We start from the raw sequence: 18707 nt of genomic DNA, 5'->3' as shown, positions 1-18707 counted from the left end.
ATTAATTTTCTTTCGCTATTAATCTATTTAAAAATAATATTGGTATTATTCCTGTTAAAATAATAAATAATGATGGCAATGATGCTTCTGCAATTAATTCATCGCCTGCATATTCGTAAGCTTTAACCGCCAAAGTATTTATATGATATGGTTTTAAAATTAAAGTAAGTGGTAATTCCTTCATTACATCGACAAAAACTAAGATAAATGCACTTAAAATAGCTGGTTTTAATAATGGAAATTCAATTTTAATAAATGTTTTAAGCGTACTCGCACCTAAAATTTTTGATGCTTCGGATAATGATTTTCCAAACTTTAAACTATTTGATTCAATAGGATTATACGCCACCGCCAAAAAACGAACAAGATAAGCGTATACCAATGCCATAATAGTTCCATTGATAATAAATCCGATTTTTATATCAAATATATTTTTCATAAAAGTAAATAACCATTTATCTATTGATAACGTTGGGATTAAAACTCCTACAGCAATTACTGCTCCTGGAATTGCGTATCCTAAAACGCCTATTTTTGCGATGGATTTCATCCAAGATAATCGATTCCATTTTGAAAAAAATATTAAAAACAATGCAAAAAGTACCGTAGAAATTGCCGACAACATTGCAATACCAAAACTTTGAAGAGAAATCACTAAAAATTCAGAAGTAAAAACTTCTTTATAAGTTAAGGATGCCCAATATAATAACTGAAATAAAGGCACTAAAAACCCAAATAAAACAGGTATAAAAGCAATTATAAAAAATATTATTTTTAATCTAGTTGATATAAATTCTCTTTTTACTTTCTGATGATTTTTTGTCGCATTAAAATAGCCTATTTTTCTTCGTTGCCATTTTTCAATAGTGATTAACAAAAATATTATAATTACTAAAATTGCTGATAAATAAATAGCTGTTTCTGGTTCTTCCAAAGAAAACCACGCTCTAAAAATACCCGTTGTAAAAGTACTTATTCCGTAATATTTAGCTGCTCCATAATCATTTAAAACTTCCATTAATACTAAAATTAATCCGCCAATAAACGCAGGACGTGCTAAAGGAAGAATCAATTTAAAAAATGTTTTTCGTTCTCCTGCACCTAATATTTTTGATGCTTCAATTATATTATTTGATTGATTCAAAAAGAAAGACCTTGAAGCAACATATACATAAGGATACAATGAAATACTTAGGACAAAAATTAATCCTACGTGATTCATTACATCAATTTTAACATGAAATATATTTTCTATAATACCGCCATAATCAAAAAAACCTGCATAAGCATATGCTGTAATATAAGACGGAATTGCTAAAGGAAGAATTAATAACCATTCCAATTGCTTTCTAAACGGAATATGATATCGAGAAACAATCCAAGCCGATGAAACACCAAAAATCAATGTTAAAATACCTGTACCGATTATCAGTAAAACAGAATTCTGAACATAATTTGGTAACAAATGAACAACTAAATGATTCCAAGTTTCACCAGGACCATAAAACAAATTAATAAAAACAGTCAGTATAGGTATTGCCACAAACAAAACAATGATCAATAAAAATATTGACCATTTGTTTGTATCTCTTCGTATGGTTTGAAAAGTATTTTTCACAAAAATTAATTGATTTTTAAATTAAAAACAAACTATTTCCATTGAGCTTTATCAAAAACTAAAACAGCTTTTTTATTATTCTCACCTAATTTAGTTAATGATAAAGTATCTTCTTTAAAAGTTCCCCATGATTTTAATAAATCCGAAGCAACTACCTCTTTATTCACAGGATATTCATAATTAGCTTTAGCAAATACTTCTTGCGATTTTTTACTTACTAAAAATTCAATAAACTTAATAGCATTTGCTTTGTTAGGTGCATATTTTGCGACTCCTGCTCCACTTACATTAATATGTGTTCCGTTAGTATTTTGATTTGGAAAAAACATTTTAACTCCGTTAGCAACTTTTACTTCTTCAGGGTTTTTAGAATTTAATAATTTACCAATATAATAGGTATTTACGATAGCAATATCTCCTTCACCAGCAACGACTGCCTTTACTTGGTCGCGGTCATTTCCTTTTGGTGAACGTGCCATATTAGCAACTATTCCATTTGCCCATTCAGTAGCTTTTTCTTCTCCGTTATTCGCTATTATTGAAGCTAATAATGATTGATTATAAATATTAGCTGATGAACGAATTAATATTCTATTTTTCCATTTTTCATCAGTTAAAGCTTCGTAAGTAGATAATTCTTCTTCTTTTACTTTTTCAGGATTATAAACAATTACACGAGCTCTTTTTGTTAACGAAAACCAATTATTATCGGCATCTTTTAAATGAGCAGGAATTGTTTTATTTAAAATATCTGAAGTAGCAGACTGTAACAAACCTTTCTTTTTGGCTCTAACTAAACGACCTGCATCTACAGTAATTAATACATCTGCAGGAGATTGCGCTCCTTCAATAGTCATTTTTTGCATTAACTCATCAGCTTTTGCATTTACTACGTTTACTTTTACACCTGTTTCTTTTTCAAATTGAGCAAATAATCCTTGATCTGCTTTATAATGACGATGTGTATAAACGTTTACCTCTTGTTGTTTTACTGCTTCTTTTTTCTGTTCTTTTTTACATGAAGCAAAAATTACAGTTATTATTAAAGTTATTATTATATTTTTCATATTGAATATTAATTAAAAGTAAACAAATGTAGTTATTTAGATTGATTCAACATAAAATACTATAATTTAAATTCTAAAGTTAAATAATAACTTCTTGGAGAAGCTGGTAAAATACCTGGTCCTGGATATCCTGTTGCTCTACGAGTAAAATAATTTTGATTTAACAAATTATTTACTCCTGTTTCTATTTTCCATTTTTTATATGAATATGAAAAAGATGCATCTACAATTGAATAAGCAGGTATTGGACCAACAGTTCCTTCTCTATTACTACCTTCTTCATCAATTCCACTATTTGTTGCATCTGTAAATTGTTCCGATAAATGAGTAAATTGTAAACTTCCTAAGAAATTTTTATATCCAAATTTAGTACCTGCTTTTAGGTTTATAAAAGGAATAAATTCTACTTCTTTTCCTTTTACATTTTTATAAACAGATTCGGTATATTCTGATTTAGTTAAGGCTAAATTATTAAAAACACTTAATGAATAATTAGTATCTAAATTAAGAGCATTTGCTAAATTCACATCAATTAAACTTTCAAATCCATAGATAAAAGCATTACCAATATTAGTACGTAATCTATCTCCTTTATGCTCTCCTTCATCTTCAATAACTAAACCTATTCTATTATTATAATAAAGTCCGTATCCGCTAATATCATAAGATATTATATTATTCCAACGCCCTCTAAAACCAACATCACCTGTAGCACCTTTTTCATCTTCAATAAATTCATCAACAACAAAACTAGGGCTAACTGTACGAATATCATTAAATGTTACCGATCTGTAATTTTGAGATACATTACCATACATTTCAAAAGAATTAGATGGTTTATAACTTGCTCCAATACCTAATAACGCAAAATTTCTTTCTTTTACTCGATTATCAGTAGCATCTTCAAAAGCTACAGCATCTCCTGCTCCATCTCTAATAATAGCTCTATATGTTCCATCACTTTCTGTTTTTATATACTCAAAACGAAAACCTGGCGTAATTGATATTTTATCGGTAACATTAAAAATATGTTCACCAAATACTGCTAAATTCTTATTAGGAAAAACAAAATCAGAATTATGATAACTTTCAGATGGAACAAGTGTAAAATCAGCATCTACACCTCTAGTACCTTCTCCTTGTACTTCTGAATTTCTTGCTTGATAATATTTAACTCCTAATAAATAAATATTTTTTTGATTTCCGAGATTATATTCTGATAAAAAACGTGTTTCAACTCCCCAATTTTTAAAAGTACCTGATACTAAATCTCTAACATCATATTGATTGTCAAATAATAATTCATCTTCTGCTGATATAGGATTTAAAGTAGGAAATTTATATTGACCTCTATAACCTACCGCTTTTCTTGATGCATCTAAACCGAAAAAATTAACACTTAATCTGCTTTTTTCATTAAAATCATGATCAAATTTTACAGCCCATAAATTCCAATTTACACGAAACCAATTTCTTGAACGATTACTTTGTGTAGGATCTTCATTAAACATTGTATCGGTTAATCCTCCTGCTTGTTTTGCTAAATAATTTAAATAAGTAGCTTCAACAGTTAAGGTTGTTTTTTCTGATAATTTATGATTTACATGCCCATAAATATTGATAGAAGTAAATTCTGAATTAGGTCTAAATCCATCACCTTGTTTGTAATTAGCATATCCATAATATCCTGTTTTACCGATAGTACCACCTACGCTATTAAATGAATTTATCAATCCAAAAGATCCTGTAGATTGTCTTGTTACAAGTTCAAATTCTTTATTTTTATTTGGTTCATTTAATTTAAAATTAAGTAAACCACCAAATTGAGTTCCATATTGTAATGAAGCTGCACCACGTACAACTTGTATTTCTTTTAAAGCTTCAGCAGGAGGCGTATAATAACTTTCAGGATATCCTAAAACATCGGCACTAATATCGTATCCGTTTTGACGCGTATTAAAGTTTGATGTTCTATTAGGATCTAAACCTCTACCACCAATATTTAATTGTAAACCAGCATCATCATTTTCATAAATATTCAATCCAACTACTTGACTATAAATTTGACGTGCATTATTTGCTGCTTTATTACTAATTGTTTCACCTAATAAAACTACTTCTGATTTTTTACCTGCATAAATAGCAGTTCCTTCTACTTTTTTTAATCTTTTTAAGGCAAAAACTTTACGTTGTCTTTGATTAATTACAACTTCAGATAACTCTTCACCAATATAATCAAGCGTAATATTTAACTTTGAATCTGCCGTTAAATTAATCTCTTTTTCTACAATATTATAATTATAAGAAAAGAAAACAAGTTTTATGTTTCCTTTTGGCAAATCAGTTATTTCGTAATTACCAGTAGCATTTGTTTTTATTAACACACCGCTATTAGCACTATATACTTCTACACTATTAATACCTTTTCCTTTTGAATTTAATACTTTTCCTGATACGGTATATTGTGCAAAAGTTGCAGAAAAAGTAAGTATTGCTATTATAAGAATACTATAATCCTTTAATTTTAATTTCATGATTAAATGGTATAATCCAGTTTTTGTGCTTAAAACTTTCTTTTTGTTGATATAAATCTATTTTAGAATCTATAAATTTTGTACTTAATCTGCCATTTAATGTAACATAACTATCTACAAAAACTTGTGGATTCTTCATTCCTTTTTGTTTATAAGTATCACCTAAAAAGTGTGCAAATTGCAGTATAAAATCTGACTGAAAACTCATTTGCTTTTCTTGAATAGCAGATAAATATTCTCTATTATTGATATAAAATTGCTGTTTGGTTTCTTTATCGACTATTTTAAACTCTGCAAATCCTGCTTTTTCTATTAGCATAACTCTCCAAGAAAAACGATATCCTTCTTCATTCCAAAATAATTCTCCAGGATATAATAAATATCTGAAAGGAAATAAGATTTGAAAAACAAAGAAAACAGCTAATACATTAAGTATTACTTGTTGTTTTTTCGCTTTAAAAAGAACTTTATTTTGATCAAAATAAGTTTTAGATATTTTAAAAAAAGATGCAAATATAGCTAATATTTTATGATGCACCTTTGCATCGAAAAATATAATTGTAGAAACAATCATTATATAAGGAAACATACCTATTGAAAATAATATCCTTGTAAAAACATGAAATATTACAACCATTATAAAGGCATATAAACGAGTTCTTTTATAAAGTAATAGAAAAGGAATTGTTAAATCGTAAATAGCACCTGACCAACTCATGGCAAAATGAAACCATGTTTTTGGCATAAAAACACCGACTAAAGGTAAATTATTCTGTATAGGAAGCCAAATATTTAATGGAGATGCTCTAAATAACCAATCTGAATTTAATTTTGCTAAACCTGCATAAAAATAGACAATCGCTAACATTAATTTTAAACAATCAATTGTCCAATTTGGTATTTTTTGATAACTTATTTTTTCATTCAATTTTGCATCTAAAGAAAAATAAGCATTTGCTGGTAAAAAAAATAAGATAAAAGCGATTAAGCTAACAAAGTAATAATGATTTAAATAATATGTTTTATCCATTAATTCTATATAAGAAAAACTTAGAAAAAACACTAAAACTGCGGTTTTATATTTATAACCAATAGTTATTAATATTGTTGAAATTGCACAAATTAAAAATATTATATAAGTGTAATTTCCTAGAGGTTTTATCCATTCAAAACCATAAAAAGAAAAGGCAAATTTAGGTTGAATATATAATTGATCAATCCAACCTTTATAAGTGAAACGCAGTAAACTTAAAAGCATCATAAAACCAAAAAAAATACGGAAAACAGCTAATGGAGCGGCTTCCGTATTTTTTTTCAAGTATTGTTGAATACCTTTAATCATTATCTGCATCCGTAGAATTATTTTTAATACTCAAAGCACTCATCATATCAGGTTTAAAACTTTTTAATAATGATTGTAAAGAATCATATGTATTTAAAAAAACTGTTTTATCTGACTCAATTTGACTTGCAAAATCATCATTTAACAATGTAGCTTTATTATCTATATCATCAAATTTGGCATTAATTATATCAACTAAATCTTTACGTTTTAAAAACTCTAAATATTGTTGTAAACTTTTACCTTCAACACCATTGTTTCCTATTCCTTTGAAAAAGTTTTTAGTAGCTAATAATGCTGTTGTAAAAAGCTCTTTAGAAATATTTCTATTATAATATCCTTCTACTTTTTCTGATTCAGTTTCACCTGTTCTAGCTCCTGAAGGTGTTGCTATTTTATTATCTCTTAACTCTTTTTCGAAAAAAGGAATAATGTAAAAATTCACTAATTTATCAACACTACTTACATCTGTATATCCGTCATTATCAATAAAAGTTTGTTTGTAACTTCCAGTCCAATCATCAGAAACCATTTTAGTTAAATCGGCAACTCTTTTAGTTATATCATTTAAATATGTTTTATATTCAATAGCATTAGTTGCTGATGTATAAAAAATAACTGTTTCATTATCTGTACCTAAACCATTTAATAAATAATCTAAAGCAGGAAAACCTTGAACAGCATATAAGTTTGGTGATTCTAAATTATATGTACCAGATATAGCGTATGATGTTATTTTTTCAGTACTCGCTGGTATTGTATTCATACAATTTACCATATTTAAATCTTGTGCCTTTCCTACTTGAAACATAGACACTTTTTGCCAAGCGATGTATGCTTTTTTCCATGCATCTCTGGCTAAATTTAAATTTTCTACTGTAGGTGTAGTTGTAAATGTTTGCACAGTTGTATTTAACTCATTTGTTTTTGTATTGAAGTCAGTGTAACCAGGGATAATAATTTGTTCTGCCCAAAAAGTTAGCATTTCTTTTCTTTTAAAGCTATCAGGGTTTGAAGGTGTGTTTCCACTGCCATCAGAACCACAACCAACCAAGATAAAAACAAAAGCGATATATATTAAATTTTTCATTATAAATTGTTTATTTCTTATTAATCTAAATAAGAACAAAAATAAAAAAAATAGCTATATAAAACAGCTATTTTTTTCAATATTTTCCTTAATAACTACTATAAAGCTTCATCTACTGTAAAACCATAATAACTAGCTAACTTAACAGCTAAAGATTGTAAATCTTCATCAGATACTGACCAAAGACCAAATTCACCTTCTTCTAGAGTAGTAATAGTACTATCCATCATTGCACCTATTTGTTTTCCATTAGCATGTGCAAATTTCATTGCATGTGCAAAACCATAAGCTTCAGATAAGGCATGTAATGTACTAGCATCTTTTGTACCTTTTCCTTTTAGTAAATAATATACAGTTTTCACTGCTATAACTTTAGATAATTCAGCTCTTAAAACAACTGCTTGCTCTTGCATTACCTCATAATTTTTAACAACTATTGCTTGTCTTCCTTTTTTAAATGCATTATTTATTTTATCAAAAATACCTTTAAAATCTTCATCAGACTCAACAGTTTTTAAATACGAATTTAAAAAACCTTTTCTAGCATCAGTACTATTTACTGGATTCTTAGTATTATCTTCTAAACCAAAAACATAACCATAAGCTTCATCCCAAGCATGTTGTAACTTAGTATATTTAACACCTTCTTTATATGGTTTATTTGCATCATTATCTGCAGTTGCACCTGCTAAATAATCTTTCGATACATATTTATTTACAATTTGATCTAACATAATAGCACCAATCATAGTTTTAGCAACTGCCTGATTAGCTTCTAAACCATTTGCATTAACATATCTTTTTCCATCTAAGTTACCAGCAACCCCTTGTGAAGCATCTACTGCTTTTGCAGGAACAACTACCTCTGCAAACTCTTTAATCCAACCATCCATTTTAACACGTAACTCATCACTTTGTGGTGATGTTAATATTGAATTAGTACCTGAAGCAACAGTTACTCGCAATTTTTTACCTACTAATTCTTTATCAGAAAAACCAGTTCCATCAGCAAACATATTGTTTAATTTTGTCAATGCATCTGAAGCAGAAACATCTCCTGTAATAGCAAAACTACTTTTACCTAAGGCTGTTTTTAATTCATCTGCCATTTTTAAACGTGTTACTTGACCTGAAAAACTAACATTTTCAAAATCATAAGCAACAGGTGTTTCCACTGAATTTAAAACTTCAGGAGTATTTTTTTCATTTGAACAAGATGTGAATACTAAGGTTGATAAAACCAATGCTGAAAGAATAATTTTTCTCATTTTTATTAAGATTTATTTTAAATAACTATTTATTTTACGGTTGCAAATGTAAAATAGTTAATCAATTAAACAAAGTTTATTAAGACTTATTTTAAATAAAAGTAATAATTAATGAAAAAACACAAGAATTACTGCTTTTTAAGATAGCTAATTACTGCCTTTCTTATATCAAAAGTTAATTCGGAATTTTTGGGTTTGTAAACAGATAATACATTATTGTTTTTCTCATTCAACATAGGAATATCTAAACCTTTTAATAAATAATCAGAAAATGCTACTTTATAAATTTTATTTTCATCTATAACATTAGTACCAATAATCCATTTATCTTGTTTTTTACTAGCATTATAACGTTGTAAATAAGCTCCAGTACCTATTGCATTTTGCCCATATTCTAGAACTTCTTTCAATAAACCTCCCTTTATATCAACTTTTAAAACAGCACCTCCATAAGGTAAAACTCTAAAAATATCAATCACACTTATTTTTCCGAATAATCTATCATCAATACGAATAGACCCTCCATTTACTAGTGCACAATCAACAGTATCATCATAAGAAAAACTCATTGCTTTTGCTATAATTTCACCCATACTTGTTTGCTCACTTCTAATAGGTGTTTCTCTTGCTTCTAAAGGGATTTTAGTTTTATAGATAATTTCATATGGATTCGATACAATATCTTGAATTTTATTTTTTAAAATATTTTGCCATTTATCAACAATAACACCTACTTTTTTATCTTTAGGAATTTTATTATTAATTTCTTTTAACTCTGATTTTAATTGAATTTTTTTAGTTGCTGAATCATATTCAAATCGATGTATGTATACTGTTTTAGCATTCGCATCTGCTTTTGTAATAACTACATTACCTACTTTATCGTAACTATTAGTATGTTCATGCCCTCCCATTATTAAGTGAACATTTGGCAATAATTCTGCTACTTTTTTATCTTGTTCAATTGTTAAATGTGTTAAACCAATAACAACATCTACTTTATCTTTAATTTCTCTATATGCTCTTTTTATTTCTTCATAAACATCACCATAATAAACATAGCTTTTAGGATTTGAAGGAATACAAGCACTTATAAAACCTACTTTTAATATAGATCCATCAGGATTTAAGTATTCTTTAATATAAGAATCTTCTAAGTTTTCTTTTTTACCGTTAATTATCTTTTGGAAATAATAATGTTTACCTTCTTTATTATGTAATACATTTGATGAAATCCAGTCAAAATTACTTTCATTTAATCTTTCTTGTAAACTATTATAACTTAAATCTAATTCATGATTACCAAATGCAACAAAATCAAAGTTCATTGCATTCATTACCTCAACCATTTGCTTACCTTTAACACGAGATCCGTCAACTTTCATGGTCCCAATTAAAGATGGGTTTAAAAAATCACCTGCCAAAACAAGCATTGTATTTTTATTTTCTTTTAATAAGTTTTGATGTACAGTTTCGACTCTCGCCATACCACCAAATTTACCTCCTTGAATAGGAGCTATTTCGTAAACATCATTTAGTTGAAGTATATTAAAATATGTTTTTTCTGCTTGTTTATTAAATTGATAAACAGCTTTTGATGAACTCTGTGTGTGTTTTTGTGAACTACAACCAATAATAAAAAAAATTATTATAGTTGCTAATAAAAATTTAACTTGTTTCATTGATTCTTTTTTTATAAATCAAATTTACAAATTCTAATGAAGATATTTACGTGTATTTTGTCTGATTGTTTTTCTATAAGCAACTAACTCAGGAAACTGGTAAAAAAAGTTCCTTTTTTTATGAGCAATAGTCTTTGGTTTTCTTATTCGTGGTCTTAAAACAAAGGCTGTCCAACTTTCAACAATATCTTCTTCAGGGCTTTCGGCGGCATAATCTGTTAAAAATTCAGAAGAATTATTTTCGTATAAATCAAATAACTTATCTACACAATTATCTTCTGTATAACAATAATCTCGCTGAATTACATCCCATCTACTTAATAATTTGCCTTTCCAAAATAAATTTACAAACCTATTGATGTAACTTTTTCTATAAGCTTCACCTTCATTAGTTAAATATAAGTCACCTTCGCCTTGTTCTCTTTTAGTCGTTGGTCTAATTTGAGTTTTATTTAAAGTTAATAAATGACCAAATTCATGTACCATCGTATAAATAGACTCATACAACCTTTTTTTATCCCTAGTTTTAAGGTTTACATCTCTAACATCTATTTCTAACTGCCATTTATCATTTCTAGAATTTAAAGATACTAAAGCACCAACTTTCTCATCTACTCCATCGGTCATTAAAACAATACGTTTAATATATTTTCTAGTCAATTCTTTAGGGAAAATCCTATAAAATTCTTTCCAATAATCATTTGCCAAATCATTTTTATTTGACTGATTTACAACTAAAACACCATCGGATATTTGCCAAACACCAATACGCTCATCAATTGACTCTTGACTAAAAATAATTTGACTAAGGGATACTAAAAATAATAAAAAAATACTGTTTTTAAACTTCATATTATATTTTAAAGAGCTCAAGAGCCTTATTATAAGCACTTTCAAAACTCATTGGTTTTAAATTTGTTTCAGCTTTTTGGACATTAAAATAGGATAATAATTTTTCCGTAGGCATATTACCTATTAACTCGTCTTTTGCCATTGGACAACCTCCATAACCTTTTATTGCTCCATCAAAACGTTTACATCCTGCTTTAAAAGCACTATCTACTTTTTCATGCCATTTTTCAGGCGTAGTATGTAAATGAGCACCAAACTCTATTTCAGGGTAACTAGGTATTAAATTTGAAAATAAATAATTTATATCTTCAGGAGTTGAACTACCAACGGTATCGGATAAAGATAAAATTTTAACACCTAAATTAGATAATTTTTCTGTCCATTCTCCTACAATTTCTATATTCCACGGATCTCCATAAGGGTTTCCAAAACCCATTGACATATATGCCACAACTTCTTTATTACTTCTATTAGCAATAGATAATACTTCTTTTAAAGTATCTACCGATTGTTCAATTGTTTTATGTGTGTTACGCATTTGAAAATTCTCAGATATAGAAAAAGGATATCCTAAATAATCAATCTCTTCAAATTGAGCTGCATCATTTGCACCTCTAACATTCGCTACAATTGCTAATAATTTACTTCTTGTTTTTGATAAATCTAACTTTGATAAAACCTCAGCAGTATCCCTCATTTGAGGAATTGCTTTAGGTGATACAAAACTTCCAAAATCAATGGTATCAAAACCTACTTTTAATAAGGAATTGATATATTTTGCCTTTGCCTCGGTAGAAATAAAATGACTTTTTATTCCTTGCATCGCATCACGAGGACATTCTATAATTTTTATACTGTCAATCATTATGCCAAATATACATATTTTGATTCAGTTTATACGTATTGTTATCTTCTGATACTGTTAATTTAACATTCCTTTTTTTATCATTTAAAATAAAAAATTACTTTTATCTAAATAAACTGTCACATTAAAAAAACGGTATTGTCTTTAATATAGAATGATAGCTTTAAATACTAAAAAAAAACATATCGATCAATTAATAGCACACTGTAAAAAAGGCAATCGCTCTGCACAAATACAAGTGTATAATAGTTACTATAAAGCTATGTATAACACAGCTTTTCGTATTTTAAAAAATAGTCTTGAAGCTGAAGATATAATTCAAGAAGCTTTTTTAACTGCTTTCACTAAATTGAATACATTTAAAGGTGAAGTTACTTTTGGTGCTTGGCTAAAAAGGATCGTAATTAATAAAAGTCTTACACAGCTAAAGAAAAACAATCGTTATGAAACAGTAAAAATGGAAGTTATTCCTAATTCTGAAATAGAAGAACCAGAAATAGATTATACATCTTTAGATGTAAAACAGGTTATGAATTGTTTACTTAAGTTAAAAGAAAATTACCGAATAATACTTACTTTAAATTTAATTGAAGGCTATGATTATGAAGAAATATCTCAAATATTAAATTATACAAACGAAAATGTACGTACAACAATATCAAGAGCTAAAAAAAAATTAAAGCAAGAAATACTTACTAAAATAACAAAAAATCAAATATATGGAAGATAAATTACATCAATTTTTCGATGAAAATGATTTCGATATATTGGAACCTCACATTGGGCATTCAAATCGTTTTTCAAAAAAATTAAAAGAAGCTAAAAAAAAGAAAAAAACCAATATACTGTGGATGAATATTGCAGCATCCATAACCTTAATTTTAGGCTTTTACTTATTTAGTTATCAACAAAATAAAAGGTATAACTTAGCTAATGTATCACCAAAAATGGCAGAAACACAACACTTTTTTGTTTCAACAATAAATCAAGAATTAAAAGAAATTGAACAATATAGAAACATTGATACTGAAACTTTGATAGAAGATTCCTTTGAAAAAATTGAAGATTTAGAAAATCGCTACAATGGGCTAATAAATGATCTTTCTAAAAACGAAAATAAAAAACAAATAATTAGACAAATGATTCTAAATTACCAACAGCGTTTAAAGGTTTTAGAAACACTTTTTACACAATTAGAAGTACATAATAATTCTAAAAAATTAAAAATAAAAGATGATGAAATTATATAAATTAATCGTGTTGTTATTTTTTATACCCAACATTTTAGTAGCAAATAATGATAAAAAGTATGAAGAAACTAAAACAATTCATAAAAATTTTTCTGTAAATAAAAACGCTACGCTATATGTTAGTAATAAATACGGAAATATACAAGTTAGCAGTTGGGATAAGAATCATATAGTAATTGAAGTTAAAATAATCGTAAAAGGAGATAATATAAATAATATTAAAAACAAATTAAATGCGATTAATGTCCTATTTGAATCTTCAAATAACTTAGTAAAAGCAAGTACTAAAATTGAAAATTCAAAATTTAATTGGTCGTCATGGGGAAATAATAATATAAATTATAAAATAAATTATCACATAAAAATTCCTCTAACAAATAATGCCGATTTAAACAATAAATATGGTAATATCGAACTTGATCGTATAAAAGGGAAAGTAAATATTAATTGTGATTATGGTAATGTAGAAATTGATGAATTATTAAATGAGTCTAATAATATTAACCTAGATTATTGTGAAAACTCTGAAATTAATTTCATTAAATCGGGTAATGTAAATATCGATTATTCTAAATTAACGATTAATAATTCTAAATCATTAATTGTTAACAATGATTACTCCACTATAAAAATAGGAAAAATAGAAAACCTTAAATTTAATAGTGATTACGGAAGTTTATCCGCTAATAATATAACTCAATTTACAAGTAATTCTGATTACACTAATATTAAAATTAAAACTTTAAAAAAGAACCTAACACTTAAATCAAATTATGGTACAATTAAAATTGAAAATCTAAAAAAAGATTTCGATAAAATTATAATTGATGGTAATTATACAAGTATAAAACTAGGTGCAAATATCGAAAATAATTTCAATTTTAAAATAAATTTAACATATGCTAACCTCAGATATCCTAAAGAAAAAACAACAATTTTTAAAAGTATTGAAAAAAACTCCACAAAATATTACGAAGGTATTTTTGGTAATGAGACAAATTCAAACGTAAATATAAAGTCGAATTATGGAGGCATTTCAATTAAGTTAAATGAATAACTACATTTATCTCTAAAAAAATAATCTTATCAAATTTTAATCATGAAAAAACATTTAATTACATTTATTATCGTTTTAGTATCAATTTCTAGTAATGCACAAAACTGGTGGGGTTCTAACAAAATTAAAGGAAATACCATTACTAAAACTCGTACTATATCTTCTTTTGATAAAGTATATGTTAATGGTTCTTTTAACGTTAATTTAATTGATGGTAACAAAGGAACAATAACTCTAAAAGGAGAAGAGGATATACTTCCTTTTATAGAAACTTATGTAAAAAAAGGACTTTTAATTATTAAATTTAAAGAAAATACCAATATTAACACAATGAATAACTTAATTATTACAGTTCCTTTTCAATCAATTAAAAAAGCTTCTTTAAACGGTTCAGGTAATCTTAATATTAAAAAAATAATTAAATCAGATATTATCTCTTTTGATTTAAACGGTTCAGGTAATATTACTGCTGATGTAAATACAAATACTGTAAAAACTTCAATTAGTGGATCTGGAAACATTAATTTAACAGGTCATACAACTGCTTTTGAAAACTATTTGGTTGGCTCAGGAAGCTTAAAAGCATATAATTTAAACACCCAATATTTAAAAGCAAATATTACAGGATCTGGAAATATGAAAACTACAGTTAATAAAGAAATTAAAGGAGATATTACAGGGTCAGGAAGCATTTGCTATAAAGGTTATCCTAAAAACATAAAAGTAAAGTCAATTGGTTCTGGAGATATTGTTGATAAAAACTAATCAAAATAAACATAAAAAAAGCTCTGATAATTGTAAAAATTATCAGAGCTTTTTCTTTAAAAAAATTATTTTAAAGAAGCTAAACTACTTTTAATAGTTTCAATCTTCGCTAAAGTATCTGACTCTTTTTTACGCTCTATAACAATAACCTGATCTGGTGCATTGCTTACAAAACGCTCATTTGATAATTTCTTTTGAATTCCGAATAAGAAACCTTCTGCTCTTTTTAACTCTCCATTTAATTTGATAGTTTCTGCCGCTACATCGATTTCTTCTTCAGCTACAGGAATAAAATATTCGTTTGATTTTACTCTAAACGAAGCTCCATCAACCTTATCAGAAACATAATTAATTACTGATGCATTAGTTAATTTCTGAATTAAAATATCAAATTTATTTGTAAAATCTTCATTATTTACAACTGATAATTCTATAGCATCTTTAAATGAAATATTTTTATTTTTTCTGATATTTCTAATTCCTGATACTACTTCTGTAGCAAACTCAAATTCACTAATTATAGCTGTATCCACTTCTTTAAGCTCAGGATATTTAGCTATTATTAAAGCTTCTTCTGGAGTTCTATCTGCAATATGTTGCCAAATTTCTTCTGATAAGAAAGGCATAAACGGATGTAATACTTTTAAGTTCTCTTCAAAAACAGCAATTACGGCGTCGAATGTTTTCTTGTCAATTGGTTGTTGATAAGCTGGTTTTACAGCCTCTAATAACCATGAAGAAAAATCATCCATAATTAGTTTATAAATAGCCATTAAAGCATCTGATAAACGATATTTAGAAAAATGATCTTCAATTTCAGCTAACACAGTTTGAAATTTAACAGCATACCATTCTAAACCAATTTTTGCTGATTCAGGCTGTTCGATAGTTGCATCAATTTCCCAACCTGTAACTAAACGGAATGCATTCCAAATTTTATTTGAAAATCCTTTTCCTTGTTTACATAAATCTTCATCGAACATTAAATCGTTACCCGCAGCAGCACTTAATAATAAACCTACACGAACACCATCGGCACTATAATCTTCAATTAATTTTAAAGCATCAGGTGAATTACCTAACGATTTAGACATTTTTCTACGTTGTTTATCACGTACTAAACCTGTTAAATAAACGTTTTCAAACGGACGTTCATCTTTATATTCGTATCCTGCAACAATCATACGAGCTACCCAGAAAAATAAAATATCTGGACCAGTAACTAAATCGTTTGTTGGATAATAGTATTTAATTTCTTCGTTTTCAGGATTATTAATTCCATCAAAAACAGACATTGGCCATAACCAAGAAGAAAACCAAGTATCTAAAGCATCTTCATCTTGTCTTAAATCAGTTGCTACTAAATCGGCTTTTCCAGTTCTTTCTTTTGCTAAAACTACAGCTTCGTCAATACTTTCAGCAACTACAAAATCTTCTTTTCCATCTCCGTAGAAATAAGCAGGAATTTGTTGTCCCCACCATAATTGACGAGAAATATTCCAATCACGTACATTTTCCATCCAGTGACGGTACGTGTTTTCGAATTTCTTTGGATATAATTTAACTTCGCTATCTTCACCTAAAACAGCATCAATAGCAGGTTTTGCTAAATCTTCCATCTTTAAAAACCATTGATCTGATAATCTTGGTTCTATAACAGCTTTTGTTCTTTCTGATGTTCCTACTTTATTAATATGAACTTCAGTTTTCACTAAAATTCCTTTTTCTTCTAATTCTTTGGCTACTAATTTACGAGCTACAAAACGGTCTTTTCCTTGATAATGTAATCCGAAAGAGTTTAAAGAAGCATCATCATTAAAAATATCAATTACTTCTAATTTGTGCTTATCTCCTAAAACTTTATCATTTTCATCGTGTGCTGGAGTAACTTTTAAACATCCAGTACCAAATTCAATATCTACATATTCATCTTCAATAATAGGAATTACTCTATTAGATAAAGGAACAATTGCTTTCTTTCCTTTTAAATGAGTAAAACGCTCATCATTTGGATTGATACAAATTGCAGAATCTCCAAAAATAGTTTCAGGACGTGTAGTTGCAATTGTTAATTTTTCATCAGAACCTTCAATTTTATATTCTAAATAATAAAGATTTCCTTGTTTTTCAACATGAATAACTTCTTCATCAGATAAAGTAGTTTTTGCTTCAGGATCCCAATTTACCATTCTATAACCACGGTAAATTAAGCCTTTATTATATAAATCAACAAAAACTTTAATTACAGATTCCGACAATGCAGGATCCATAGTAAAAGCTGTACGTTCCCAATCACAAGAAGCACCTAATTTTTTTAATTGATCTAAAATAATTCCACCGTACTCATTTTTCCATTCCCAAGCATGTGCCAAGAATTCTTCACGAGTTAAATCATTTTTATCAATTCCTTGTTCTTTTAACTTTGCAACAACCTTTGCTTCAGTAGCAATTGATGCATGATCAGTTCCAGGAACCCAACAAGCATTTTTACCTTGTAAACGTGCACGACGTATTAAAACATCTTGAATTGTATTGTTTAACATATGTCCCATATGTAATACTCCTGTTACGTTAGGTGGTGGTATTACAATGGTATAAGGTTCTCGCTCATCTACTTCTGAATGAAAATAATTATGTTTCATCCAGTAATCGTACCACTTTCCTTCTACCTCTTTAGAATCGTATTTTGATGGAATATTCATATGTTTTATGTATATTTATGCCTTAAGTATTAAGCTTACTTAAGTTTGGCATTATTTTTGAAATTAAAAAAACAAAAATACAATTATCTATAGAAGTACAAAAAATTAGATGTTGGTTTTTTTAACTAAAAAAAAAAATATTAAATTTGTAACGGACTAACCCCCTTAAAATAAACTTTACCAATTATGAAAACAATTTTATCATTTGTAGCTATATGTTTTATTACATTAACAGTAAGCGCTCAAGAATTTAAATTTGAAACAGAAACTATCGACTACGGAAAGGTAGCTATTGCATCAGAAGGAAAACGTACTTTTGAATTTACAAACGTAGGTGATGAACCTCTTATTATTAAAGATGTAGTTTCTTCTTGCGGATGTACAGTTCCTAAAAAACCTGAAGCTCCTATTATGCCAGGACAAAAAGGTCAAATTGAAGTTTCTTATGATACTAAAAGACCAGGAGGTTTTTCTAAATCATTAACGGTTATTTCTAATGCTAAAATTAAAAGAAAAAGAATTAAAATTAAAGGATTTATCGCTAAAGACGTTGCTCCTGTTAAAGAAAAAAGTATTGTAAATCAATAATATTTTTTATTCTTATAAAACAAAAAA

General features: G+C 27.6%; 15 protein-coding genes. 5 read left to right on the top strand and 10 right to left on the bottom strand.

What is annotated here, in order from left to right:
- Nucleotide 1: 1 nt before the first annotated feature.
- From AB0T67_RS01535 to AB0T67_RS01495, 9 genes are all read right to left on the bottom strand, one after another.
- Nucleotides 2-1543, bottom strand: a complete 1542-nt coding sequence (locus AB0T67_RS01535) for an ABC transporter permease (RefSeq protein ID WP_369218844.1) — start codon at nt 1541-1543, stop codon at nt 2-4.
- A gap of 107 nt (nt 1544-1650) precedes the next feature.
- Nucleotides 1651-2685, bottom strand: a complete 1035-nt coding sequence (locus AB0T67_RS01530) for a Fe(3+) ABC transporter substrate-binding protein (protein WP_369218843.1) — start codon at nt 2683-2685, stop codon at nt 1651-1653.
- A 59-nt stretch (nt 2686-2744) separates the two neighbouring features.
- Nucleotides 2745-5219 carry a TonB-dependent receptor domain-containing protein gene (locus AB0T67_RS01525; protein WP_369218842.1) on the bottom strand — a complete coding sequence of 825 codons (2475 nt, stop codon included), beginning with the start codon at nt 5217-5219 and terminating at the stop codon, nt 2745-2747.
- Nucleotides 5194-6561 carry an HTTM domain-containing protein gene (locus tag AB0T67_RS01520; protein WP_369218841.1) on the bottom strand — a complete coding sequence of 456 codons (1368 nt, stop codon included), beginning with the start codon at nt 6559-6561 and terminating at the stop codon, nt 5194-5196. The genes AB0T67_RS01525 and AB0T67_RS01520 overlap by 26 nt, the downstream gene beginning before the upstream one ends.
- Nucleotides 6554-7651 (bottom strand): imelysin family protein, encoded by a 1098-nt coding sequence (locus tag AB0T67_RS01515; RefSeq protein WP_369218840.1) that lies wholly within the window; start codon nt 7649-7651, stop codon nt 6554-6556. The genes AB0T67_RS01520 and AB0T67_RS01515 overlap by 8 nt, the downstream gene beginning before the upstream one ends.
- Nucleotides 7652-7749: 98 nt before the next feature.
- Nucleotides 7750-8919: a DUF4856 domain-containing protein gene (locus AB0T67_RS01510; RefSeq protein WP_369218839.1), complete on the bottom strand. Its 1170-nt coding sequence runs from the start codon at nt 8917-8919 to the stop codon at nt 7750-7752.
- 128 nt (nt 8920-9047) lie between these two features.
- Nucleotides 9048-10601 carry a bifunctional metallophosphatase/5'-nucleotidase gene (locus tag AB0T67_RS01505; protein WP_271229996.1) on the bottom strand — a complete coding sequence of 518 codons (1554 nt, stop codon included), beginning with the start codon at nt 10599-10601 and terminating at the stop codon, nt 9048-9050.
- Between the two features lie 33 nt (nt 10602-10634).
- On the bottom strand, nt 10635-11453 hold the full coding sequence (locus AB0T67_RS01500) for a hypothetical protein (protein ID WP_271229997.1): 819 nt from the start codon (nt 11451-11453) through the stop codon (nt 10635-10637).
- Nucleotide 11454: 1 nt separating this feature from the next.
- The gene (locus AB0T67_RS01495) at nt 11455-12315 is read right to left on the bottom strand and encodes a beta/alpha barrel domain-containing protein (RefSeq protein ID WP_369220482.1); all 861 of its coding nucleotides are present in this window, start codon (nt 12313-12315) and stop codon (nt 11455-11457) included.
- 157 nt (nt 12316-12472) lie between these two features.
- On the opposite strand from AB0T67_RS01495, the gene AB0T67_RS01490 reads away from it, so the two are divergent.
- The 4 genes from AB0T67_RS01490 to AB0T67_RS01475 are packed head-to-tail and all read left to right on the top strand — an operon-like array spanning nt 12473 to nt 15390.
- A complete protein-coding gene (locus AB0T67_RS01490) occupies nt 12473-13048 on the top strand; it encodes an RNA polymerase sigma factor (protein ID WP_369218838.1) in 576 nt (191 codons plus the stop codon).
- The gene (locus AB0T67_RS01485; RefSeq protein ID WP_369218837.1) at nt 13038-13568 is read left to right on the top strand and encodes a hypothetical protein; all 531 of its coding nucleotides are present in this window, start codon (nt 13038-13040) and stop codon (nt 13566-13568) included. Before AB0T67_RS01490 ends, AB0T67_RS01485 begins: the two co-directional genes overlap by 11 nt.
- Nucleotides 13552-14625 carry a hypothetical protein gene (locus AB0T67_RS01480; RefSeq protein WP_369218836.1) on the top strand — a complete coding sequence of 358 codons (1074 nt, stop codon included), beginning with the start codon at nt 13552-13554 and terminating at the stop codon, nt 14623-14625. The genes AB0T67_RS01485 and AB0T67_RS01480 overlap by 17 nt, the downstream gene beginning before the upstream one ends.
- 42 nt (nt 14626-14667) lie before the next feature.
- Nucleotides 14668-15390 carry a head GIN domain-containing protein gene (locus AB0T67_RS01475; RefSeq protein ID WP_369218835.1) on the top strand — a complete coding sequence of 241 codons (723 nt, stop codon included), beginning with the start codon at nt 14668-14670 and terminating at the stop codon, nt 15388-15390.
- Between the two features lie 65 nt (nt 15391-15455).
- Here AB0T67_RS01475 and AB0T67_RS01470 read toward each other — a convergent pair whose 3' ends face one another.
- Nucleotides 15456-18092, bottom strand: a complete 2637-nt coding sequence (locus tag AB0T67_RS01470; RefSeq protein ID WP_369218834.1) for a valine--tRNA ligase — start codon at nt 18090-18092, stop codon at nt 15456-15458.
- 186 nt (nt 18093-18278) lie between these two features.
- Between AB0T67_RS01470 and AB0T67_RS01465 the strand changes: the two genes are divergently transcribed.
- Nucleotides 18279-18680: a DUF1573 domain-containing protein gene (locus AB0T67_RS01465; protein WP_369218833.1), complete on the top strand. Its 402-nt coding sequence runs from the start codon at nt 18279-18281 to the stop codon at nt 18678-18680.
- Nucleotides 18681-18707: the final 27 nt, after the last annotated feature.

This window comes from Tenacibaculum salmonis, from assembly GCF_041053065.1.
GTDB lineage: Bacteria > Bacteroidota > Bacteroidia > Flavobacteriales > Flavobacteriaceae > Polaribacter > Polaribacter pacificus_A.
Note: the sequence above shows the minus strand (reverse complement) of the source record. Positions and strands in the feature narration are given on the sequence as shown.